Source organism: Salmonella sp. NW1250, from assembly GCF_051812965.1.
Taxonomy (GTDB): Bacteria; Pseudomonadota; Gammaproteobacteria; order Enterobacterales; family Enterobacteriaceae; genus Salmonella; species Salmonella enterica.
The window spans coordinates 425,835-447,959 of sequence record NZ_JAMNDD010000003.1; the positions used below are offsets into that span (position 1 = coordinate 425,835).

At 55.1% G+C, this 22,125-nt stretch carries 21 protein-coding genes; 10 read left to right on the forward strand and 11 right to left on the reverse strand.

Features of this window, described 5'->3' with window-relative positions; translation table 11 throughout:
• Positions 1 to 277: 277 nt before the first annotated feature.
• The 7 genes from speFL to kdpF all read right to left on the reverse strand — a co-directional run bounded on the left by speFL (position 278) and on the right by kdpF (position 8,446).
• On the reverse strand, positions 278 to 382 hold the full coding sequence (speFL, locus tag NBA72_RS07625; RefSeq protein WP_015632840.1) for a leader peptide SpeFL: 105 nt from the start codon (positions 380 to 382) through the stop codon (positions 278 to 280).
• A 278-nt stretch (positions 383 to 660) separates the two neighbouring features.
• Complete coding sequence (gene kdpE, locus NBA72_RS07630) at positions 661 to 1,338, reverse strand: two-component system response regulator KdpE (protein ID WP_001623149.1); 678 nt, start codon at positions 1,336 to 1,338, stop codon at positions 661 to 663.
• Positions 1,335 to 4,019 (reverse strand): two-component system sensor histidine kinase KdpD, encoded by a 2,685-nt coding sequence (kdpD, locus tag NBA72_RS07635; RefSeq protein ID WP_000997487.1) that lies wholly within the window; start codon positions 4,017 to 4,019, stop codon positions 1,335 to 1,337. The genes kdpE and kdpD overlap by 4 nt, the downstream gene beginning before the upstream one ends.
• On the reverse strand, positions 4,016 to 4,600 hold the full coding sequence (gene kdpC, locus NBA72_RS07640; RefSeq protein ID WP_000579804.1) for a potassium-transporting ATPase subunit KdpC: 585 nt from the start codon (positions 4,598 to 4,600) through the stop codon (positions 4,016 to 4,018). Before kdpC ends, kdpD begins: the two co-directional genes overlap by 4 nt.
• 8 nt (positions 4,601 to 4,608) lie before the next feature.
• Positions 4,609 to 6,657: a potassium-transporting ATPase subunit KdpB gene (gene kdpB, locus NBA72_RS07645; protein WP_042948009.1), complete on the reverse strand. Its 2,049-nt coding sequence runs from the start codon at positions 6,655 to 6,657 to the stop codon at positions 4,609 to 4,611.
• Between the two features lie 20 nt (positions 6,658 to 6,677).
• A complete protein-coding gene (gene kdpA, locus NBA72_RS07650) occupies positions 6,678 to 8,357 on the reverse strand; it encodes a potassium-transporting ATPase subunit KdpA (RefSeq protein ID WP_042948007.1) in 1,680 nt (559 codons plus the stop codon).
• On the reverse strand, positions 8,357 to 8,446 hold the full coding sequence (kdpF, locus tag NBA72_RS07655; protein WP_042948005.1) for a K(+)-transporting ATPase subunit F: 90 nt from the start codon (positions 8,444 to 8,446) through the stop codon (positions 8,357 to 8,359). The genes kdpA and kdpF overlap by 1 nt, the downstream gene beginning before the upstream one ends.
• Positions 8,447 to 8,782: 336 nt before the next feature.
• Between kdpF and NBA72_RS07660 the strand changes: the two genes are divergently transcribed.
• Both NBA72_RS07660 and phrB read left to right on the forward strand, forming a co-directional pair.
• A complete protein-coding gene (locus tag NBA72_RS07660) occupies positions 8,783 to 8,989 on the forward strand; it encodes a YbfA family protein (protein ID WP_000401433.1) in 207 nt (68 codons plus the stop codon).
• Positions 8,990 to 9,099: 110 nt separating this feature from the next.
• Complete coding sequence (gene phrB / locus NBA72_RS07665; RefSeq protein ID WP_042948003.1) at positions 9,100 to 10,521, forward strand: deoxyribodipyrimidine photo-lyase; 1,422 nt, start codon at positions 9,100 to 9,102, stop codon at positions 10,519 to 10,521.
• 38 nt (positions 10,522 to 10,559) lie between these two features.
• Here phrB and NBA72_RS07670 read toward each other — a convergent pair whose 3' ends face one another.
• The gene (locus NBA72_RS07670) at positions 10,560 to 12,041 is read right to left on the reverse strand and encodes an MFS transporter (protein ID WP_017441680.1); all 1,482 of its coding nucleotides are present in this window, start codon (positions 12,039 to 12,041) and stop codon (positions 10,560 to 10,562) included.
• A 328-nt stretch (positions 12,042 to 12,369) separates the two neighbouring features.
• Between NBA72_RS07670 and ybgI the strand changes: the two genes are divergently transcribed.
• From ybgI to nei, 5 genes are all read left to right on the forward strand, one after another.
• Positions 12,370 to 13,113: a radiation resistance protein YbgI gene (ybgI, locus tag NBA72_RS07675; RefSeq protein ID WP_000798844.1), complete on the forward strand. Its 744-nt coding sequence runs from the start codon at positions 12,370 to 12,372 to the stop codon at positions 13,111 to 13,113.
• Positions 13,114 to 13,128: 15 nt separating this feature from the next.
• Positions 13,129 to 13,785 carry a 5-oxoprolinase subunit PxpB gene (gene pxpB / locus NBA72_RS07680; protein ID WP_001188371.1) on the forward strand — a complete coding sequence of 219 codons (657 nt, stop codon included), beginning with the start codon at positions 13,129 to 13,131 and terminating at the stop codon, positions 13,783 to 13,785.
• Positions 13,779 to 14,711, forward strand: a complete 933-nt coding sequence (gene pxpC / locus NBA72_RS07685; protein ID WP_000932044.1) for a 5-oxoprolinase subunit PxpC — start codon at positions 13,779 to 13,781, stop codon at positions 14,709 to 14,711. Before pxpB ends, pxpC begins: the two co-directional genes overlap by 7 nt.
• Positions 14,701 to 15,435 (forward strand): 5-oxoprolinase subunit PxpA, encoded by a 735-nt coding sequence (pxpA, locus tag NBA72_RS07690; protein ID WP_023218325.1) that lies wholly within the window; start codon positions 14,701 to 14,703, stop codon positions 15,433 to 15,435. Before pxpC ends, pxpA begins: the two co-directional genes overlap by 11 nt.
• Before the next feature lie 121 nt (positions 15,436 to 15,556).
• Positions 15,557 to 16,348: an endonuclease VIII gene (gene nei / locus NBA72_RS07695; protein ID WP_042947999.1), complete on the forward strand. Its 792-nt coding sequence runs from the start codon at positions 15,557 to 15,559 to the stop codon at positions 16,346 to 16,348.
• 54 nt (positions 16,349 to 16,402) lie between these two features.
• On the opposite strand, the gene NBA72_RS07700 is transcribed toward nei, so the two are convergent.
• The 3 genes from NBA72_RS07700 to NBA72_RS07710 all read right to left on the reverse strand — a co-directional run bounded on the left by NBA72_RS07700 (position 16,403) and on the right by NBA72_RS07710 (position 19,225).
• Positions 16,403 to 17,449 carry an AbrB family transcriptional regulator gene (locus NBA72_RS07700; protein ID WP_042947997.1) on the reverse strand — a complete coding sequence of 349 codons (1,047 nt, stop codon included), beginning with the start codon at positions 17,447 to 17,449 and terminating at the stop codon, positions 16,403 to 16,405.
• A gap of 135 nt (positions 17,450 to 17,584) precedes the next feature.
• Positions 17,585 to 18,868, reverse strand: coding sequence for a citrate synthase (locus NBA72_RS07705; RefSeq protein WP_000785811.1), 1,284 nt, complete (start codon positions 18,866 to 18,868; stop codon positions 17,585 to 17,587).
• A 225-nt stretch (positions 18,869 to 19,093) separates the two neighbouring features.
• Positions 19,094 to 19,225 carry a hypothetical protein gene (locus NBA72_RS07710; RefSeq protein WP_418142699.1) on the reverse strand — a complete coding sequence of 44 codons (132 nt, stop codon included), beginning with the start codon at positions 19,223 to 19,225 and terminating at the stop codon, positions 19,094 to 19,096.
• A 382-nt stretch (positions 19,226 to 19,607) separates the two neighbouring features.
• On the opposite strand from NBA72_RS07710, the gene sdhC reads away from it, so the two are divergent.
• Genes sdhC through sdhA form a run of 3 tightly spaced genes read left to right on the forward strand, consistent with a single transcriptional unit; the run spans position 19,608 to position 22,119 of the window.
• A complete protein-coding gene (gene sdhC, locus NBA72_RS07715; protein ID WP_000263340.1) occupies positions 19,608 to 20,012 on the forward strand; it encodes a succinate dehydrogenase cytochrome b556 subunit in 405 nt (134 codons plus the stop codon).
• The gene (sdhD, locus tag NBA72_RS07720; RefSeq protein ID WP_000254356.1) at positions 20,006 to 20,353 is read left to right on the forward strand and encodes a succinate dehydrogenase membrane anchor subunit; all 348 of its coding nucleotides are present in this window, start codon (positions 20,006 to 20,008) and stop codon (positions 20,351 to 20,353) included. Before sdhC ends, sdhD begins: the two co-directional genes overlap by 7 nt.
• Entirely contained in the window at positions 20,353 to 22,119 is a 1,767-nt protein-coding gene (gene sdhA, locus NBA72_RS07725; RefSeq protein WP_000775561.1) for a succinate dehydrogenase flavoprotein subunit, read from the forward strand. The genes sdhD and sdhA overlap by 1 nt, the downstream gene beginning before the upstream one ends.
• The last annotated feature ends 6 nt before the right edge of the window (positions 22,120 to 22,125 follow it).

The following is a 22,125-nucleotide window of genomic DNA, read 5'->3' on the forward strand; positions in this document are numbered from 1 at the left end:
GTAAATTAGCTTTATTTTAGATGTAATAAATCCCAACCCGTCCGGTTGCAGGAAATTCAGGATTTAAGGAGTTGAGTACTACGATATACAGGCTGAAACCGCGATAACTAAAATTGCGCTGAGTCGGAATTTCTTCTGTCAAACCACATGGTTAGCTGGCTGGGCGTAAAGGAATTACCGTACTGTCGCTTTTAACAATTCGAGTTATTTAGGCAATAGACCTGAATGACATAAGGGTCGGAAAGACCTGTATGCTGAAGTACCCGTAGCAGAAAAACTACCGGGCATTAAAGAAATGAAAGTCGAAACTATTACGGTGGGCAAACATCATAATATGCGTTGTCCGCCTTATATGGGGCATAAAACGATTATTATTTTCCATTTTGAGGTCCTTTCATTGATTTATTGAAAGCATGGATATTTTATCCAGGAAGCGCCAGCAATCTGTGAACCAGATCAACAAAAAACGATCATTTGAAAAATAATTAGTCGGCGATTATGCATATCGTGCTGTGAAATAACGGATTGTTTCTTAAATGTTAATAATATGTTTTTTTATATTCTCCATAAAATATAATATCGCCGCGAAAATAATTATTCGCGACGCCGAAAATAAATGACATAAAAATTAGAAGTTATTTAAAAATAATGAATAGCTATTCACGGCATAAAGCGATAGCCAATTCCGGTTTCGGTAATAAAATGGCGTGGGCGGGTGGGATCTTGTTCCAGTTTCTGGCGTAAATGTCCCATATAGATGCGCAAATAGTGGCTATGCTCCACGGCGTTAGGGCCCCAGACCTGGTTTAATAACTGCCGTTGGGTTAATACTTTGCCGGTATTATTGAGTAATACCGCCAGCAGGCGGAACTCAATCGGCGTCAGATGGATTTCTTCGTCGCCACGGTGGATCAACCGTGCGGCGAGATCGACCGTCACGCCGGAAAAACGGACGATCGGATCGGCGCTAGGGCTGGCGGCGTGCCGTCGCAGCGCGACACGCAAACGCGCCTGCAACTCGCCAATGCCGAATGGCTTGCTCAGGTAATCATCAGCTCCGGCGTCAAGCGCGGCAATCTTATCGCTTTCTTCGCTGCGGGCGGAAAGGACAATCACCGGTATTGCGCTCCACTGACGCAGGTCGCGAATGAAATCGATTCCGTCGCCGTCCGGCAGGCCGAGATCGAGAATAATCAGATCGGGCTTTCGCGTGGCGGCTTCCAGTAAACCACGTTGTAATGTTTCAGCTTCATACACGCGCAGGCCGTCGCCTTCCAGCGCGGTGCGCAGAAAGCGGCGGATGGCCTGTTCATCTTCAACAATCAGAACGTTTGTCACATATCCTCATGAAAATCGTCAAGTTCAGGTGGTTTTCCTTGCGGCAGCGTCACACGGAAACAGGCGCCGCCCTGCGGTCGATTATAGGCGGTAAGCGTGCCGCCGTGTACCTCTACGATAGCATGGCAAATCGCCAGCCCCAGCCCCACGCCGGGGACGGCGGACTCTTTGTTGCCGCGGGCGAACTTATCGAAAATCTTCTGTTCTTGCCCCGCAGGAATACCCGGCCCGTTATCCCAGACATCCAGTTGTAAACGATCGTCCTTAACCGCAGCATCAATGCCGATACTGGCCTGCGGCCCGGCGTACTTAACGGCGTTTTCCAGCAAGTTGATCAGGACGCGCTCAAATAAAGGGCCATCGACATGGATAAGCGTTAACTGTTGCGGCAGCGACAATGTAATCGGATGCAATAAACCCGGCTCTAACATCTGTAACGCGCTACCGACGACCTCTTCCAGCGTCAGCCACTCTTTTTTAAGATTAAACCCGCCGGACTGAATACGCGCCATATCCAGCAAATTATTCACCAGCCGGGTGGTGTTGAGAATATGCTGGCGGATTTCACTGGCCTGACGCGCGTGGGGCGATCCTGCGCTGGCTAAATCCAGCGTCAAAATTTCCGCCTGGCCGAACAATACCGTCAGCGGCGTGCGTAAATCATGCGACAGCGCCGCCAGCAGAGCGTTGCGAATACTTTCTCGCTCGCTGGCGAGACGCGCCTGTTCTTCGCTGGCGGTCAGCGTCAGTCGTTCCAGCGCGTTGGCGACAAGCAGAGTAAATGTTTCCAGCAGGCGTTGCTGCTCCGGCACCATTAACTGACGCAAATTACCCGGTTCGACGATAGCCAGACCGTATGTTTTATCGGCGCTTTTCAGCGGCAGGATTTGATAAGGCACGCCAGGGAGGGTATCGGTGCCTGCGCCGGCAGGCTGGCCTTTATCAAAACTCCAGCGCGCAATTGCGTCGTCCCACGGCGTCATGCCTTGCTGGTGGGTGAGAGGCAGCAACTTACCGTTAGCATCAGGTAATAAAATTTGGCTGCGCGCCTGGAACGTCGAGGCGATAAACCGCTCGCTGGTCGCGGCGATATCATGTTCGCTACGCCCGACGGCCAGCGCTTTAGACATTTCATATAAATGGCGGGTACGCTGTTCCCGATAACGGGCGACGCGCGCCTGATAGCGCACCCCGGCAGTAAGATTGCCAATCACCAGACCAACCGTCAGCATCACGGCAAAGGTCAGCAAATACTGCACGTCCGAAACGGCGAGCGTACCGCGTGGCGCGATAAAAAAGAGATCGAAACTCGCCACGTTAATCACCGTCGCCACCACCGACGGCCAGCGTCCGTAGAGCAGCGCAATCACCACTACGCCCAGCAAATAGAGCATCACCAGATTGGCGGCGTCGAAGGTGACAAGCCACTGCATAGCGATAAGCGTGGTGATGGCGCAAAGCGCCACGGCGACCAGACAGCCCTGAATCTGCCCACGCCATTTCTCTTTAAAAGGTCGGTTATCAGGCGTTTGCGCCAACGCGCGCGCTGGCGGCTCTTCCAGCGCGACGATCACCTGATCGAGATCCGGCGCACGCCTGGCAAGACGGTCGGCGAAAGCGTCACGTCGCCACCAACGTCGCGACGCCGGGCGGCCCATGACGATTTTCCCCAGATTATGTTCGCGGGCATAGCGCACGACCGCTTTCTCTTCGGCGGGATCGGACAGGGTGGCGGTTTCCGCGCCAAGCTCCTGCGCCAGGCGCAGCGCGCTTAAAATGGCCCGCCGTTGTTTTTCCGGTAAGCGGTGTAACGTTGGCGTTTCGACATAGACGGCATGCCAGACGCTGCCGAGCCGGGAGGCCAGACGCGCCGCGGTACGCACCAGTTTTTCGCTGCCGGTGTTATGCCCGATACACAGTAAAATCGCATCGCGGGTATGCCATACTTTTTCTTCGCCCGGATGCGCGCGCCAGGCGCGCATCTGATCGTCCACGCGATCGGCTGTCCGGCGTAGCGCCAGCTCGCGGAGGGCGATCAGATTGCCCTTGCGGAAAAAATGTTCAATAGCGCGTTCCGCCTGGCCGGCGATATACACTTTACCTTCGTTGAGCCGTTGGCGCAGATCGTCGGGCGGCAGATCGACCAGTACGACTTCATCGGCGGCATCAAAAAAGGGATCGGGGACGGTTTCGCGTACCTGAATCCCCGTGACGCCGCTCACCACATCGTTCAGACTTTCCAGATGTTGTACATTCACGGTGGTGAAAACGTCGATTCCCGCTTCCAGCAGCTCTTCAATATCCTGCCAGCGCTTAGGATGGCGTGAGCCAGGCGCGTTACTGTGCGCCAGCTCATCCATTAAAATCAGCGCCGGACGCCGGGCGAGGGCGGCATCCAGGTCAAATTCGCGAATTTGCCGCCCCCGGTGCGAGTGACGTTTTGGCGGCAGAATGGTCAGCCCGTCAAGTAGCGCGGCGGTCTCTTTACGGCCATGCGTCTCTACCACGCCGATCACCACATCCAGTCCCTGCGCTCGCAGCCGCTGCGCTTGCGCCAGCATCGCCCAAGTTTTTCCGACGCCTGCGCAGGCGCCGAAGAAAATTTTCAACTTCCCCCGGTGGGGCGGGGGCGTTTGTTCCAACAAGCGATCCGGATCAGGACGCAAGGGTTCGTCGTTCATTTCGCTCTGTGTCCCTGTAGCGCATCCAGCGCCAGATTAAGCTCAACAATATTCACCACCGGTTGCCCAAGAAAGCGCGCCAGCGGCCTGTGCGTATATTCTGCAACCAGTTGCGCGACCTGTTCAACGGGAAGCTGGCGAGCCGCCGCCACGCGGGGGATTTGCCATGCCGCGGCGCCGGGTGTCAGATTATTATCCAGCCCGCTTGCCGACGCCGTCGCCAGCTCAACCGGAACCGCGGAACTCGCCTGGGGGTTAGCGGCGCGTAGCGCGGCGACACGGGCCTGTATTTGCGCATCCAGTTCGGGATTGCTGGCGGCCAGGTTGCTTCCGCCCGACGCCAGTGGATTATAAGGCGTATCGGCGGTGGCGGAGGGCCGGCCATGAAAATAACCCGCGGCGGTAAACGATTGTCCGATAAGCGCTGAGCCGCGTATCACATTGTCTTTATGAATCAGCGAGCCATTAGCCTGCCAGGGAAACCACCACTGCCCCAGCGCCGTGGTCAGAAGCGGATACACGCCGCCGGTCAATAACAGCAGAAATAACATTGTCGAAAAAGCAGGACGTAAACCGATCATCATACACCTCATGCCAGACCCAGCAGGGTCAGCAGCACATCAATCACTTTGATGCCAATAAACGGCACCACCAGACCACCCAGACCATAGATCCATAAATTACGGCGCAGCATGGCCGATGCGGAAAGCGGCTTATAACTCACGCCTTTTAATGCCAGCGGGATCAGAAAAATGATAATCAGGGCGTTAAAGATCACCGCGCTCAGAATGGCGGAGTTCGGCGAATGCAGCCCCATCACGTTGAGCGCGTTTAGCTGCGGATAGGTAGCGGCAAACGCGGCGGGAATAATGGCGAAATATTTCGCTACATCATTCGCGATACTGAAGGTGGTGAGCGAGCCGCGCGTCATCAGCATCTGCTTACCGATATGCACCACTTCAATCAACTTGGTCGGGTTAGAGTCCAGATCCACCATATTACCGGCTTCTTTCGCCGCCTGGGTGCCGGAGTTCATCGCCACCGCGACGTCAGCCTGCGCCAGCGCCGGGGCATCGTTAGTGCCGTCGCCGGTCATGGCGACCAGCCGTCCTTCCGCCTGATATTGACGGATCAGCACCAGCTTGGCTTCCGGCGTGGCTTCGGCAAGAAAATCGTCCACACCGGCTTCGGCGGCAATCGCTGCCGCCGTCAGGCGGTTATCGCCAGTGATCATCACCGTTTTAATGCCCATCTTTCGTAGCTGGGCGAAACGTTCTTTAATGCCGCCTTTAACGATATCCTTGAGGGCGATAACACCCAGTACGCGCGCGCCTTCCACGACCACCAGCGGCGTCGCGCCCAGACGCGCCACGTTCTCGACGTTTTGCTCGACATCGGCGGGAAAATGGCCGCCATTGCTCTCGACATGACGCCGAATCGCGTCCACCGAGCCTTTACGGATCATCCGGTTATCGATATTAATCCCGCTCATGCGGCTTTGCGCGGTAAACGGAACAAAGGTGGCATGAAGCGACTGCACATCGCGTTCACGCAGGTTAAAGCGCTGTTTGGCGAGGATCACAATGCTGCGGCCTTCCGGCGTTTCGTCGGCCAGCGAAGCGAGTTGCGCGGCGTCAGCCAGCGTGCGTTCGTCCACCCCTCGGGCGGGTATAAAATCGGACGCCTGGCGGTTGCCGAGCGTGATAGTGCCGGTTTTATCCAACAGTAACACGTCGACATCGCCCGCGGCTTCTACGGCGCGGCCGCTGGTGGCGATGACGTTCGCGCCCAACATTCGGCTCATTCCGGCTACGCCAATGGCGGAGAGTAGCCCGCCGATGGTGGTGGGGATCAGGCACACCAGCAACGCCACCAACACGGTGACGCTGACCGCGTTACCGCCCCAGGCGGAGAAGGGCCACAGGGTGGCGGTCGCCAGTAAAAAGACAATGGTCAGGGCGATGAGCAAAATCGTCAGGGCAATCTCGTTAGGCGTTTTCCGCCGCTGCGCGCCTTCCACCATCGCGATCATCCGGTCAAGAAAGGTTTCGCCAGGATTGACGCTACAGGCAATCACCAGCCAGTCGGAAAGAATTCGCGTGCCGCCGGTGACAGAGGCGAAATCGCCGCCGGACTCACGGATCACGGGCGCGGATTCGCCGGTAATCGCACTTTCATCCACCGAGGCGCCGCCTTCGATGACCTCGCCGTCGCAGGGAATAATATCGCCCGCTTTGACCAGGACAATGTCGCCTTTCCGCAGTTCAGCGGCGGGCACGTTATCGGCCTGCGCATCATGGCGCGGGGCGCGCAGACGGCGAGCGAACGCGGTCTTTTTCACCCCTTTCAGACTGTTTGCCTGGGCTTTGCTGCGGCCTTCCGCCAGCGCTTCGGCAAAATTGGCGAACAGTACGGTGAACCATAACCACAGACTGATAATCCCTGTAAACAAGGCGCTTCCCGCTATTTGTCCTGTTACCATAGCGAGCGTTAACAGAGTGGTTAGCACGCTGCCGGCCCAGACCACAAACATCACCGGGTTACGCCACTGGGCGCGTGGGCTTAATTTTTTTACGGCATCCGTTAGCGCCTGTACGAGTAAAACAGGTTCAAACAGCGCCAGTTGCTTGCGACTCATATCAATGTACTCCGCATCGCTCAAGGTAAAGAGAAATGTTCCGCTACCGGGCCAAGCGCCAGGGCAGGAATAAACGTCAGCGCGCCGACCAGCAGTACCGTGCCGATGAGCAGTCCAATAAATAGCGCGCCGTGGGTCGCCAGCGTTCCCTGACTGGCCGGCTGTACTTTTTTACTGACCAGCGATCCGGCGATGGCCATGACAGGAATAATCACGCCGAAACGTCCGACGAACATGCAGAACGCCAGCAAACAGTTCCAGAAAGGCGAGTTAGCGCTCAGACCCGCAAAGGCGCTACCGTTGTTGTTGGCGGCAGAGGAGACGGCATATAGCACTTCGCTAAAACCGTGCGGGCCAGGGTTCAGCATTGCGCTGCGTCCGGCATCCGTCATCATCGCCAGCGCCGAACCCAACAAGACCAGCATCGGCGTGACCAGAATCGCCAGCGCGGTCATTTTCATTTCGCGCACGTCGATTTTTTTCCCCAGATACTCCGGCGTGCGACCGATCATCAGCCCCGCGATAAACACCGCCAGCAGGACAAACAGCAACATGCCGTACAGCCCTGAACCGACGCCACCAAAGACCACTTCGCCAATTTGCATCAGCCACATCGGCACCATACCGCCCAGGGCGGTAAACGAGTCGTGCATGGCATTTACCGCCCCGCAGGACGCCGCGGTCGTGACGACGGCAAACAGGCTGCTGGCCAGCACGCCAAAGCGTGTTTCTTTACCCTCCATGTTGACGCTACTGTCCGCGCCCGCCGCCAACAGATGTGGATTTCCCTGAACTTCCGCCCACATCACTACCGCTACGCAGACCACAAAAATGAATGACATTGCCCACAGTAGCGCGCGTCCCTGACGGCGATCGCTCGCCGCTTCGCCAAAGGCGAAACAGAGCGCGGCTGGAATCAAAAATATCGCCAGCATCTGCGCCAGATTAGTGAGCGCGGTAGGGTTTTCGAACGGATGCGAAGAGTTGGCGTTAAAGAAACCGCCGCCGTTGGTGCCCAGCATTTTGATCGCCTCCTGCGAAGCAACCGGCCCCATCGGCAAGAGTTGTTTAGCGCCTTCAAGGGTGGTGATGGGCTGATAAGCCGACAGGTTTTGCGGTACGCCTTGTTGGATAAAAAACAGCGCGATAATTAACGCGACAGGAAATAATATCCATAGCGTAATGCGTACCAGATCCTGCCAGGCATTACCCAGCGTGTGCACATTCTGGCGCGTAAAGGCGCGGATAAGCGCAAAAACCACCGCAATCCCGGTCGCCGCCGACAGGAAATTTTGCACCGTCAGCCCGGCCATCTGGCTAAAGTAGCTCAGCGTGCTTTCGCCGCTGTAGGCTTGCCAGTTGGTATTGGTGACAAAGCTGACGGCGGTATTCAGCGCCAGATCCCAGGACAGCCCCGGTAGCCGCTGCGGATTTAAGGGCAGCCACTCCTGCCAGAATAGCAGGCAAAACAGGATGCCCAGTCCCAGCAGATTGAGCGTCAGTAGCGCCAGTAAATACTGACGCCAGTTCATTTCGTGGTCGGTAATGCCAAGAGTCCGCCAGAGGATACGCTCAACGCCAGCCACGCCCGGCAACGGAACGGCGGCGATGAGCCTTGCCAGGCCCGAACCCAATGGTTTCGCCAGTACCAATAAAATCAGTAAAAAACTGGCGATCAGTAAAAATCCTTGCGCGGCCATCAGAACGCCTCCGCATTAATCAGGGCATAGACCAGATAACCTAAAAGTAAGAAAACCAGCACGATGCCGGTTGTCACGCCTGCACTCACAGAGCACCTCCAGTGGCATTGTTTTACTCCTGAGAAAGGTAATTTTTTGGCTGCAAAGATTTCGCAAAAATTGGCGGGCGGAGTGTAAAAAAAGTATAAAAATGGCAAAGACCATTATTTAACTAATGATTAGTATTAATTTAACCTTTTTGTAACTAATTTACGCTTTGAATGTAAATCTGCTGGAAAAGCGTGAAAATAAGTGGTCGGATGAGTAGTAAAATTACACCGAAAGCGGTACTATTTTAATCAGGTAACGAGGTTCAATTTTTCGGTGCTATTCACCGATTCAATCTATACCGGGGCGGGTAGCGTCGGTATAAAGGGGGGAAACGTATGGAACACTATAAAGACTATCCGGCGCATGTCATTTTTGCCCGTCGTGCTTTCGCGGTGATCGCAGGCGTGCTGGCGCTGCCAGTGATGCTCTTCTGGAAAGACCGCGCGCGTTTTTATAGTTATCTGCACCGTGTCTGGTCGAAAACCAGTGATAAACCGGTATGGATGGCGCAGGCTGAAAAAGCCACCTGCGACTTTTATTAATCGCGACCAGCCTGAAAAACCGTCAGCCGCCACGCTGGCGGTTTTTTTATGCGCCAGGGTCTACACTGTTTAACGCTATTCGCCGTGACGTTTCATCTTTCAGGAGTTGTATGCCCACCCATTTAGTCTGGTTCAGGCGCGATCTGCGTTTACAGGATAACCTTGCGCTGGCCGCCGCCTGCCGCGATGCATCCGCGCGGGTGCTGGCGCTTTATATTTCCACCCCCGCGCAGTGGCAGGCCCATGATATGGCGCCGCGGCAGGCGGCATTCATCAGCGCGCAGCTCAATGCGCTACAGACGGCCCTTGTAGAGAAAGGGATTCCGCTGCTGTTTCATGAAGTGGCGGATTTTAACGCCAGTATTGAGACGGTTAAAAACGTTTGTCGGCAGCATGACATCAGCCATCTGTTTTATAACTATCAGTATGAGTTTAACGAGCGTCAGCGTGATGCGGCGGTGGAAAAAACGCTGCCCTCTGTCATCTGCGAAGGCTTTGACGATAGCGTGATTCTGGCGCCCGGCGCGGTGATGACCGGCAATCATGAAATGTATAAAGTTTTTACACCGTTTAAAAACGCCTGGTTGAAACGGCTAAAAGAGGATATCCCGCCATGCGTTCCGGCCCCGAAGATCCGGGTGAGCGGCGCGCTTTCTACACCCTTAACGCCAGTCTCGCTTAACTACCCGCAACAGGCGTTTGACGCCGCGCTTTTCCCGGTGGAAGAAAACGCGGTCATCGCGCAGCTACGTCAGTTTTGCGCGCAGGGCGCAGACGAGTATGAGTCACGGCGGGATTTCCCTGCGGTCGACGGCACCAGTCGGCTTTCCGCCAGCCTGGCGACGGGTGGCCTGTCGCCGCGACAGTGCCTGCACCGATTACTGGCGGAGCAGCCGCAGGCGCTGGACGGCGGGCCGGGAAGCGTCTGGTTGAATGAACTCATCTGGCGGGAATTTTACCGCCATTTAATGACCTGGTATCCGGCATTATGCAAACACCAGCCGTTTATCCGCTGGACAAAACGCGTCGCGTGGCAGGAGAACCCGCACTATTTTCAGGCATGGCAGAAAGGCGAAACCGGTTATCCCATTGTCGATGCGGCGATGCGCCAGCTTAACGCGACGGGCTGGATGCATAACCGTTTACGCATGATTACCGCTAGCTTTCTGGTAAAAGATCTGCTGATTGACTGGCGGTTGGGGGAGCGCTATTTCATGTCGCAGCTTATTGACGGCGATCTTGCCGCCAACAATGGCGGCTGGCAGTGGGCCGCCTCAACCGGTACTGATGCCGCGCCTTATTTTCGTATTTTTAATCCCACGACTCAGGGAGAGAGGTTCGATCGCGACGGCGAATTTATCCGCCAGTGGCTACCGGCATTACGCGATATCCCTGGAAAAGCGATTCACGAGCCGTGGCGGTGGGCGGAAAAAGCGGGAGTCATGCTTGATTATCCTCGGCCTATTGTGGAGCACAAACAGGCGAGAATCGCGACGCTTTCCGCCTATGAGGCGGCGAGAAAAGGGGCGTGATACAGGCCCGGTAGCGCAAACTACCGGGCATTCTGCTATCAGGATTCGACGGCCAGCGCGCGGCTTTTGAATTTGAAGGACTGATACAGCCAAATCAGCAGGACAATCCCTACGCAGGCTAACGCGCCCCAGGTGATCTGTTCAAAAACATCCACATAGGCGTTGATGGCGTAATTAACCGCGCCGCTGGCGTCGAAGGCGCTTTGCGAGGTCTGGTCAGCGATGACGCCTGCCAGATAGTTAGCTATCGCGCCGGACAGCAGCATATAAATTCCGGTTAATACGCCGGTGACGCCGGGGATGTCAATGCGCGTAATTTGCGACATGGCGACCGGGTCGATAAACAGCTCGGCAAAGCCCATCACCGCCAGTCCCAGCACCATTAGCGGCATTGAAGAGTGTCCGTAAGCGGCGGACCAGCGTGCGCTCAGGGTCAGAATACAGAATCCGGCGCTCATCAGACCGAGACCCAGCGCGAATTTGCCCCAGATACGCACGGTGCGATTACCGCTTACGCTCTCTTTAACCAGCCAGGCCAGGACGACCCCACACAGCATCACGGCAAAGGCGTTCACCGACTGGAACATGGCGGTAGGAACGGAATAGCCCAGAATATCGCGGTTCACAAAGCGGTCGATATACAGGCTGATAGAGCTACCGCCCTGCTGGGCAAACGCCCAGAACAGCATACTGAACAGGGTCAGGGTGACAATCAACCCCAGTTCTTTGCGTTGTTTGGCCGTTTGCGCCTGACGATAAATTTTTGCCAGCACGACCAGGCCGATCGCGGTCGCCACGATTAAGGCATAGACTGACCATTCTTTCCAGAACAGAACGGTAATCAGCAACGGCGCCGCTACCAGCAAAATTAACAGCCAGCCCCAGTTCGGCAGCAGGTAGTTTCTGGCGCACAACACGGCTTTATTCACGCCGGTAGTGTGGGTGAAATGACGATTTCCACACAGGAAGATCACTAACCCCGCAAGCATACCAATGGCAGCGAGTGCAAAGCCCATCGCCCAACTGTACTCCTCTTGCACATAGCCGCAGGCGATAGGCGCCACGATCGAACCAATATTACCCGCTGCGTAAAGCAGCGAGAACCCGCCGTCGCGGCGCGGATCTTCCGGCTGGTACAGTTCGCCCAGCAGGCAGCTAATATTCGATTTAAACAGGCCGTAGCCGCAGACAATGATCGCCAGCGACAGATAAAGGAATGTCGGCGCGATCTCACTGGCGCCCAGCACTAAATGACCTATAGCCATTAAAAATGCGCCCAGCATGACTGCCATTCGGTTGCCAAGCACCTTATCCGCCAGATAGCCGCCAAGAATCGGCGTTACGTAGACCAGCGAACAATAAGCGCTGAATAACTCATAGGCGTGGTTATCGTCGTATTTTAGCTGATTGGTGAGATAAAGTATCAGTAGGGCGCGCATACCATAAAAGCTGAAGTACTCCCAAATTTGCAGGGCGACAACGTAGTAAATAGCGCGGGGTTGAGATGCTTGTTTATTCATCGTATTTCCGGGATAGAGACGCTGCGGCAAGAACGCGGCATTCTCAGAGAATGCCTTTCTTTGTGGGCTTATTAAGCCTGCCGTATCGCCGTGTTTCCTTAAAGTTACCAACATGATACAGAACTGATTTTTTCTGCAATATGCGTTCTGATTGCATAAATATACATGAAACCGATCGTGTTTTGCTAAGTAATTTGCGCCAAACCCGGGGGTGATTGTTTCTTGATGTGTCAAACAAATGTTTATCGACGAACGGCTAACGGGAGGCTATGTTAACGGAGACTGAACCCGTAACGGGAAAGTAGAACGTGGGGTAAAGGGAGCGATGATGAAAAACACCGAGCTGGAACAACTGATTAACGACAAGCTGAACAGTGCGGCAATAAGCGATTATGCGCCGAATGGTTTACAGGTCGAAGGAAAAGAGACGGTACAGAAAATCGTTACCGGCGTGACCGCAAGTCAGGCGCTGCTCGATGAGGCGGTGCGTTTGCAGGCCGATGCGGTCATTGTTCATCATGGTTACTTCTGGAAAGGCGAGTCTCCGGTTATTCGTGGCATGAAACGCCGTCGCTTAAAAACGTTACTGGCAAATGATATTAACCTTTACGGTTGGCATCTGCCGCTGGATGCGCATCCTGAGCTGGGCAACAATGCGCAGTTGGCGGCGCTATTGGGCATTACCGTGAAAGGAGAAATTGAGCCGCTGGTGCCGTGGGGAGAGCTCTCAATGCCGGTGCCAGGGCTGGAACTGGCCTCATGGATTGAAGCGCGTCTGGGGCGTAAACCGCTATGGTGCGGCGATACCGGGCCAGAGAATGTGCAGCGTGTCGCCTGGTGTACCGGCGGCGGGCAAAGTTTTATTGATAGCGCCGCCCGCTTCGGCGTGGATGCTTTTATTACCGGCGAGGTTTCCGAACAGACCATTCATTCCGCGCGCGAACAGGGGCTGCATTTTTATGCCGCCGGGCACCATGCCACTGAACGCGGCGGTATTCGCGCCCTGAGCGAATGGTTGAACGAAAACACGGCGTTGGATGTGACGTTTATTGATATCCCTAACCCGGCATAACTGAGAGGTAATAAAGTGCAGCGAGCGCGTTGTTATCTGTTAGGCGAAACAGCGGTCGTCCTGGAACTTGAACCGCCGATTACGCTGGCGAGCCAGAAACGCATCTGGCGTCTGACGCAGCGTCTGGTCGATATGCCGAACGTGGTGGAAGCCATTCCCGGGATGAACAATATCACCGTGATCTTGCGGGAACCGCAAACCCTGGCGCTGGATGCGATTGAGCGTCTGCAGCGCTGGTGGGAAGAGAGCGAGGCGCTGGAGCCGGACTCGCGTTCGGTTGAGATCCCGGTGATCTATGGCGGCGCAGGCGGGCCGGATCTGGCGGCGGTGGCACGGCACAGCGGTTTGAGTGAAAAGCAGGTCGTGGAGCTACATGCCTCCGTTGAGTATGTCGTCTGGTTTTTAGGCTTTCAGCCTGGCTTTCCCTATCTTGGGAATTTACCAGAACCGCTCCATATGCCCAGACGTGCGGAGCCGCGCCTGCAGGTTCCGGCCGGTTCTGTCGGCATCGGCGGCGCGCAGACGGGTATTTATCCATTATCCACGCCGGGCGGCTGGCAGCTGATCGGCCTCACGCCGTTGAAGTTATTCGATCCGATGCGGGAGCCCCCGGTTCTGCTACGCCCTGGCGATAGCGTACGCTTTGTGCCGCAAAAGGAGGGAATATGCTGAATATTATTCGCGCGGGGATTTACACCTCCGTGCAGGATAGCGGGCGTCACGGCTTTCGTCAGTCGGGGCTGAGTCACTGCGGTGCGCTGGATAAACCCGCCTTTCAGACCGCTAATCTCCTAGTCGGGAACGATGCGAATGCCCCGGCGCTGGAAATCACTCTCGGTCAACTGGTTGTCGAATTTGAAAATGAGACCTGGTTCGCTCTTACCGGCGCGGGCTGCGAAGCGCAGTTGGATGATCAACCGGTCTGGACCGGCTGGCGATTGCCGGTAAAAGCGGGTCAGCGCCTCACGTTGCATCGACCGCTTCACGGGATGCGTAGCTATCTGGCGGTAGCGGGCGGTATTGCTGTGCCGGAGGTGATGGGATCGTGTAGTACCGATCTGAAGTCCGGCATCGGTGGGCTGGAAGGACGGCTGCTAAAAGATGGCGATCGGCTGGCGACGGGTAAACCATCGCGACAGTTTAGCGGGCCGCAGGGCGTGAAGCAGTTACTGTGGGGGAATCGCATTCGTGCGCTGCCGGGGCCGGAATACCGTGAGTTCGATCGCGCATCGCAAGAAGCGTTCTGGCGTTCGCCGTGGCAGCTCAGTCCGCAAAGTAATCGCATGGGCTATCGTTTGCAGGGGCAATCGTTAACGCGGACAACGGATCGCGAACTGCTGTCGCACGGTTTGCTGCCCGGTGTCGTACAGGTGCCTTACAACGGTCAACCTATTGTGCTAATGAATGATGCCCAGACAACTGGCGGCTATCCGCGCATTGCCTGCATCATCGAGGCAGATATGTACCATCTGGCGCAGATCCCGCTAGGGCAACCGATCCATTTTGTGCAATGTTCGCTGGAAGAGGCGCTCAACGCGCGCCGCGAGCGTCAGCGCTATCTGGAACAGCTTACCTGGCGACTTCAGCATGAACATTGATTTAAATGCGGATTTGGGCGAAGGTTGCGCCAGCGACAACGAATTATTAACGCTGGTCTCCTCCGCCAATATCGCCTGTGGTTTTCACGCCGGTGATGCGCAAACCATGCTGACCTGCGTGCGCGAGGCGCTGAAAAACGGCGTGGCGATCGGCGCGCATCCCAGCTTTCCGGATCGGGATAATTTTGGGCGGACGGCGATGGTTTTGCCGCCGGAAACGGTATACGCCCAGACGCTGTACCAAATCGGCGCGCTGGGGGCGATTGTCCAGGCGCAAGGCGGCGTGATGCGCCATGTCAAACCGCACGGTATGCTCTATAACCAGGCGGCGAAAGATCCTCATCTGGCACAGGCGATTGCGAAAGCGGTACACGACTATGATCCGTCACTGATACTGGTTGGACTGGCGGGAAGTGAGCTGATCCGGGCCGGTGAGCGCCATCGCCTGGTGACGCGGCAGGAGGTGTTTGCCGATCGCGGCTATCAGGCCGACGGTAGCCTGGTGCCGCGCATGCAACCTGGCGCGCTGATTCACGACGAAGAGCAGGCGCTGGCGCAAACGCTGGATATGGTACAAGCCGGGAGAGTGAAAAGCGTTACTGGCGTGTGGACGACTGTCACGGCGCAAACGGTGTGCATTCATGGCGACGGCGAGTATGCGCTTGCATTCGCTCGCAGGTTACGCGCCGCGTTCAATGCGCGTAATATACACGTTATTGCCTGAGAGCCCGACGATTGAAGCTATTATATTACGGCTGTGGATGTTCATTATGGCGTTCGATGTGCATTCCAGATAGTCAGAGGCGGTGTAGTCCATTAATCAACTGTTAACAAAGGATATTATCATGCCTGAAGGCCCGGAAATTCGTCGTGCGGCGGATAATCTGGAGGCGGCAATCAAAGGCAAACCCTTAACCGATGTCTGGTTTGCCTTTGCACAGTTAAAACCGTATGAATCGCAGCTTACCGGTCAACTTGTTACCCGGATAGAGACGCGGGGAAAAGCGTTATTGACCCACTTTTCAAATGGCCTGACGCTCTACAGCCACAACCAACTCTATGGCGTATGGCGGGTGATCGACACTGGTGAAATACCGCAGACTACGCGTATATTGCGCGTCAGGCTACAAACGGCGGATAAAACTATACTGCTTTATAGCGCGTCTGATATCGAAATGCTGACAGCAGAGCAGCTCACGACGCACCCCTTTTTACAGCGAGTCGGTCCGGATGTGCTGGACGCGCGTCTCACTTCGGAAGAGGTTAAAGCTCGATTGCTGTCGCCGCGTTTTCGCAACCGACAATTTTCCGGACTGTTGCTGGATCAGGCCTTTCTGGCGGGATTGGGGAATTATCTGCGCGTTGAAATCCTCTGGCAGGTAGGGTTAACCGGACAGCATAAAGCGAAAGATCTCAACGAGGCGCAACTGAATGCGCTTTCTCACGCGCTGTTGGATATTCCGCGCCTGTCCTACACGACTCGCGGTCAGGCGGATGAAAACAAGCATCATGGCGCACTGTTTCGCTTTAAGGTTTTCCACCGTGACGGCGAAGCGTGCGAGCGGTGTGGCGGCATTATTGAAAAGACAACACTGTCCTCACGCCCGTTTTACTGGTGCCCGCATTGCCAGAAATAGCCGGAACCGCCATCGGCGAGCGGCTATTGTCTGATGGCGCGACGCTTATCAGCCCTACAAAGGTTGTCTGGGCGCATAGGTTGATATAAAACGGGCCACTGCTGGCCCAGTTAACAGAATGCTGAACAGCCGTAGGGTTTGCATTGCCATGATGAGCGCCATATCGGCACTGCTTCCTGCCGCGATCGCGGCAACCGTATCCAGACCACCGGGACTGGTGGCGAGATAAGCCGTCATAAAATCAATCTGCATGTAGTAAGCCATTCCCCACGCCATCGCGGCGCAAATCGCCATCAGCGCGAAAATTGACAATAAGATTTGCGGCAATGGCCGCAGCGCCATAAAAAACACCTGTCTGTCAAAACCCAGCCCAATACGCCAGCCTATCGCCATATACGCCACGGCCAGCAGCCATTCGGGTAATTCAATCTCAATGATGCCTTGCGAATGGAGAAGCGCGCCTGCCAACATGGGGAGCAGCATCGTGCCGGAAGGGATACGCAACAGGCGACCGGCAATGCCCGCCACGATCGCTAATAGCAGCGTCGTCAATAAATTACCGCTAAGCGGCGGAAACCAGATCACCTGTTGGCTGACCGCTGCCGCGCTGTCGCCGAGTATCAGGCGTGTCACCAGCACCGCCGCGCCAGCCACAAACAGTACCCGCAGATACTGCATAAACGCCACCAGGCGGATATCCGCCCCGTAATCTTGCGCCATCGCTACCATTGCCGCCGCGCCGCCCGGCGAAGACCCCCATGCGCCGGTGTTGCCGGGCAGCGAGCTGTAACGTACCAGCAGCCAGCCGACTACCGCGCTGGAAAGCAGTGTCACCAGCAACACTAAAAGCACGACCGGCCAGTAGAGGGCGAGGGTGGTCAATATCGAACCGGTTAGATTTTGGGCGATCATACAGCCGAGAATTGCCTGCGCGGCGAGAAAAATACCGCGCGGAAGTTGTAGCGTGCTACCTCGCAAACTCAACACGATACCCGCAATCATTGGACCGAGCAGCATCGCCGCCGGAAGGTGCAGATAGAGAAAAATAAGGGAAATGAGCAGCGATAACAGGAACAACAAAAACCACTGCAGAATCGGCATTCCATGCTCCCTGAATGATATTTAGCGAAACCTTAATTAATCATAGAGAGTAACGGGATAAGAATAAAATAATGAGGATAAGAAAAAGGGAAAATGTACCGGATGGCGAGGGTTGCGTCGCCATCCGGTTGTCAATTAACGCTTCAGCGCCGATTTAAAATCGCGTTTATCGTAGCCGGTATACAGCTGACGAGGACGGGCGATTTTCATGCCGTCAGTGTGCATTTCATTCCAGTGTGCAATCCAGCCAACGGTACGCGCCATGGCGAAGATCACGGTGAACATGGAGGACGGAATGCCCATCGCTTTCAGAATGATGCCGGAGTAGAAGTCTACGTTCGGGTACAGTTTCTTCTCGATGAAGTACGGGTCGTTGAGCGCAATGTGCTCAAGCTCCATCGCCACTTCCAGCAGATCATCTTTGGTGCCCAGCTCTTTCAGCACTTCATGGCAGGTTTCACGCATCACGGTGGCGCGCGGATCGTAGTTTTTGTAAACACGGTGACCGAAGCCCATCAGGCGGAAAGAATCATTCTTGTCTTTCGCACGACGAACAAATTCCGGAATGTGTTTAACAGAGCTGATTTCTTCCAGCATTTTCAGCGCGGCTTCGTTTGCGCCGCCGTGCGCGGGTCCCCACAGGGAGGCGATCCCGGCGGCAATGCAGGCGAACGGGTTGGCGCCGCTTGAACCTGCGGTACGTACCGTTGACGTAGAGGCGTTCTGCTCATGGTCAGCGTGCAGGATCAGAATACGGTCCATCGCGCGCTCCAGTACCGGATTCACTTCATAGGTTTCACACGGCGTGGAGAACATCATGTTCAGGAAGTTACCGGCGTAGGAAAGGTCGTTGCGCGGATAAACAAACGGCTGACCGATGGAATATTTGTAACACATCGCCGCCATGGTCGGCATTTTGGACAGCAGGCGGAACGCCGCGATTTCACGGTGGCGCGGATTGTTCACATCCAGCGAGTCGTGGTAGAACGCCGCCAGCGCGCCAGTGATCCCGCACATTACCGCCATCGGATGTGAGTCGCGACGGAAAGCATGGAACAGGCGAGTAATTTGCTCATGGATCATCGTATGGCGGGTGACTGTCGTTCTGAACTCGTCATACTCTTCCTGCGTCGGTTTTTCGCCGTACAGCAGGATGTAACAGACTTCCAGATAGTTGGAATCGGTAGCAAGCTGGTCAATCGGGAAACCGCGATGCAACAAAATGCCTTCGTCGCCGTCGATGAAGGTGATTTTAGATTCGCAGGATGCGGTAGAGGTGAAACCAGGGTCAAAAGTAAAAACTCCTTTTGAACCGAGACTACGAATATCAATAACATCTTGACCGAGTGTACCTTTTAGCACATCCAGTTCAATAGCAGTGTCACCAGTAAGGGTGATTTTTGCCTTTGTATCAGCCATTTACGGTCTCCTTAGCGCCTTATTGCTTAAGACTGCCGGAACTCAGACTTGCCTTCTCCACGTCATCTTCCTCGTCGTTAGTGCAGGGAAGATTCTGTGTATGCATCAATCAACCGTTACCAGTTTGTTATTTGGCTCGCCGCTCTGTGAAAGAGGGGATGACCTGGGTACAGAGCAATGGGCGCTTGCAGGTAACGGCTTGATTAATTTCGAATTAGCAGCAAATCAGGAACGTAGCAATCCGAGTAATGTAACCTGTCTATCACTAATAACTGTCCTGAAAGAATGGGTCAATATCATTGTACTGTTGCATAACTTATTAACAGGTGAAAGAGTGACCCCATAACTTTTACGCATTATATGCTTTTTCTGGTGTCGTTTGTAACAATTTTGTTTAATGTTTGTCAAATCAGATGATTGAAAATTAAAAAAATGTTGTTATCGTGACCTGTGTCACTGTTCAGGATAAAACCCGACAAACTATATGTAGGTTAATTGTAATGATTTTGTGAACGTCCTATACTGCCGCCAGGTCTCCGGAATACCCTGCAATCCCGAGCCACCCAGCGTTGTAACGTGTCGTTTTAGCTACTGGAAGCAGTGTTTTACATGACGCGCAGTTATAGAAAGGACGCTGTCTGACCCGCACGCAGACCGGAGGAAGGAAATCCCGTCGTCTTTCTGGCTACAGGTAGATTCACCTCTGTAACCGAAGTCTTAAGGGAATAATAAGAACAGCATGTGGGCGTTATTCATGATAAGAAATGTGAAAAAACAAAGACCTGTCAATCTGGATCTACAAACGATTCGGTTCCCCATCACAGCGATAGCGTCCATTCTCCATCGCGTATCCGGTGTGATTACTTTCATCGCAGTCGGCATACTACTGTGGCTACTGGGCACCAGCCTCTCTTCTCCGGAAGGATTCCAGCAGGCCGCCGACATTATGGACGGCTTCATCGTTAAATTTATCATGTGGGGCATCCTTACCGCGCTGGCGTATCACGTCATCGTGGGAATTCGTCACATGTTAATGGATTTTGGCTATCTGGAAGAAACATTCGAAGCGGGTCAACGCTCTGCCAAAATCTCTTTTGTTATCACTGTCGTGCTTTCACTTCTCGCAGGAGTCCTCGTATGGTAAGCAACGCCTCCGCATTAGGACGCAATGGCGTACATGACTTCATCCTGGTCCGTGCTACCGCTATCGTTCTGACGTTATACATCATCTACATGGTGGGTTTTTTCGCCACGAGCGGCGAACTGACCTTTGAAGCCTGGACCGGTTTCTTCTCATCGGCCTTCACCAAAGTCTTCACCCTGCTGGCGCTTTTTTCCATCTTGATTCATGCCTGGATCGGCATGTGGCAGGTGTTAACCGACTACGTTAAACCACTGGCAGTGCGTCTGATACTGCAACTCGTTATTGTTGTTGCGCTGGTGGTTTACGTCATCTATGGATTTGTTGTGGTGTGGGGTGTGTAATGAAACTGCCAGTCAGAGAATTTGATGCTGTTGTGATTGGTGCCGGTGGCGCAGGTATGCGCGCGGCGCTGCAAATTTCCCAGAGCGGCCAAACCTGTGCGCTGCTCTCGAAAGTCTTCCCGACCCGTTCCCATACCGTTTCCGCGCAGGGCGGTATCACCGTGGCGCTCGGCAATACCCATGAAGATAACTGGGAATGGCACATGTACGACACCGTTAAGGGGTCGGACTACATTGGTGACCAGGATGCCATCGAATATATGTGTAAGACCGGACCGGAAGCGATTCTGGAACTGGAGCACATGGGGCTACCGTTCTCCCGTCTTGATGATGGACGTATCTATCAGCGCCCGTTCGGCGGCCAGTCGAAAAACTTTGGCGGCGAGCAGGCGGCACGTACCGCGGCAGCGGCTGACCGTACCGGTCACGCCTTGCTACATACGCTGTATCAACAGAATTTGAAAAACCACACCACGATTTTCTCCGAATGGTATGCGCTGGATCTGGTGAAAAACCAGGATGGCGCGGTGGTAGGGTGTACCGCACTGTGCATCGAAACCGGTGAAGTGGTGTACTTCAAAGCCCGCGCGACGGTGCTGGCGACCGGCGGCGCAGGCCGTATCTACCAGTCCACCACCAACGCTCACATCAACACCGGTGACGGTGTCGGTATGGCGCTGCGTGCCGGTGTCCCGGTGCAGGATATGGAAATGTGGCAGTTCCACCCGACCGGTATCGCCGGGGCGGGCGTGCTGGTGACAGAAGGCTGCCGCGGCGAAGGCGGTTACCTGCTGAACAAACACGGCGAGCGCTTTATGGAGCGTTATGCGCCGAACGCCAAAGACCTGGCGGGTCGTGACGTGGTGGCGCGTTCCATCATGATCGAAATCCGTGAAGGCCGCGGCTGCGACGGTCCGTGGGGGCCGCACGCTAAACTGAAACTGGATCACTTGGGTAAAGAGGTGCTGGAATCTCGCCTGCCGGGTATCCTGGAGCTGTCCCGCACTTTCGCTCACGTCGATCCGGTGAAAGAGCCGATTCCGGTTATCCCGACCTGCCACTACATGATGGGCGGTATTCCGACTAAAGTGACCGGTCAGGCGCTGACCGTGAACGAGCAGGGCGAAGATGTGGTGATTCCGGGGCTGTTTGCGGTAGGCGAAATCGCCTGTGTATCGGTTCACGGCGCCAACCGTCTGGGCGGTAACTCACTGCTGGATCTGGTGGTCTTTGGCCGCGCGGCGGGGCTGCATTTACAGGAATCCATCGCCGAGCAGGGCGTGCTGCGCGACGCCAGCGAGTCTGACGTTGAAGGTTCTCTGGAGCGCCTGAATCGCTGGAACAATAACCGCAATGGCGAAGATCCAGTGGCTATCCGCAAAGCGTTGCAGGAGTGTATGCAGCATAACTTCTCCGTATTCCGTGAAGGCGACGCGATGGCGAAAGGGCTTGAGCAGTTGAAAGTGATCCGCGAGCGTCTGAAAAACGCCCGTCTGGATGACACGTCCAGCGAGTTTAATACCCAGCGTGTTGAGTGTCTGGAGCTGGATAACCTGATGGAAACCGCCTACGCCACTGCTGTATCAGCCAACTTCCGGACGGAAAGCCGCGGCGCGCATAGCCGCTTCGATTTCCCGGAGCGTGATGATGCCAACTGGTTGTGTCATACCCTGTATCAGCCGCAAACGGAATCCATGACGCGCCGAAGCGTCAATATGGAACCGAAACTGCGTCCGGCGTTCCCGCCGAAGATTCGTACTTATTAATTGCGG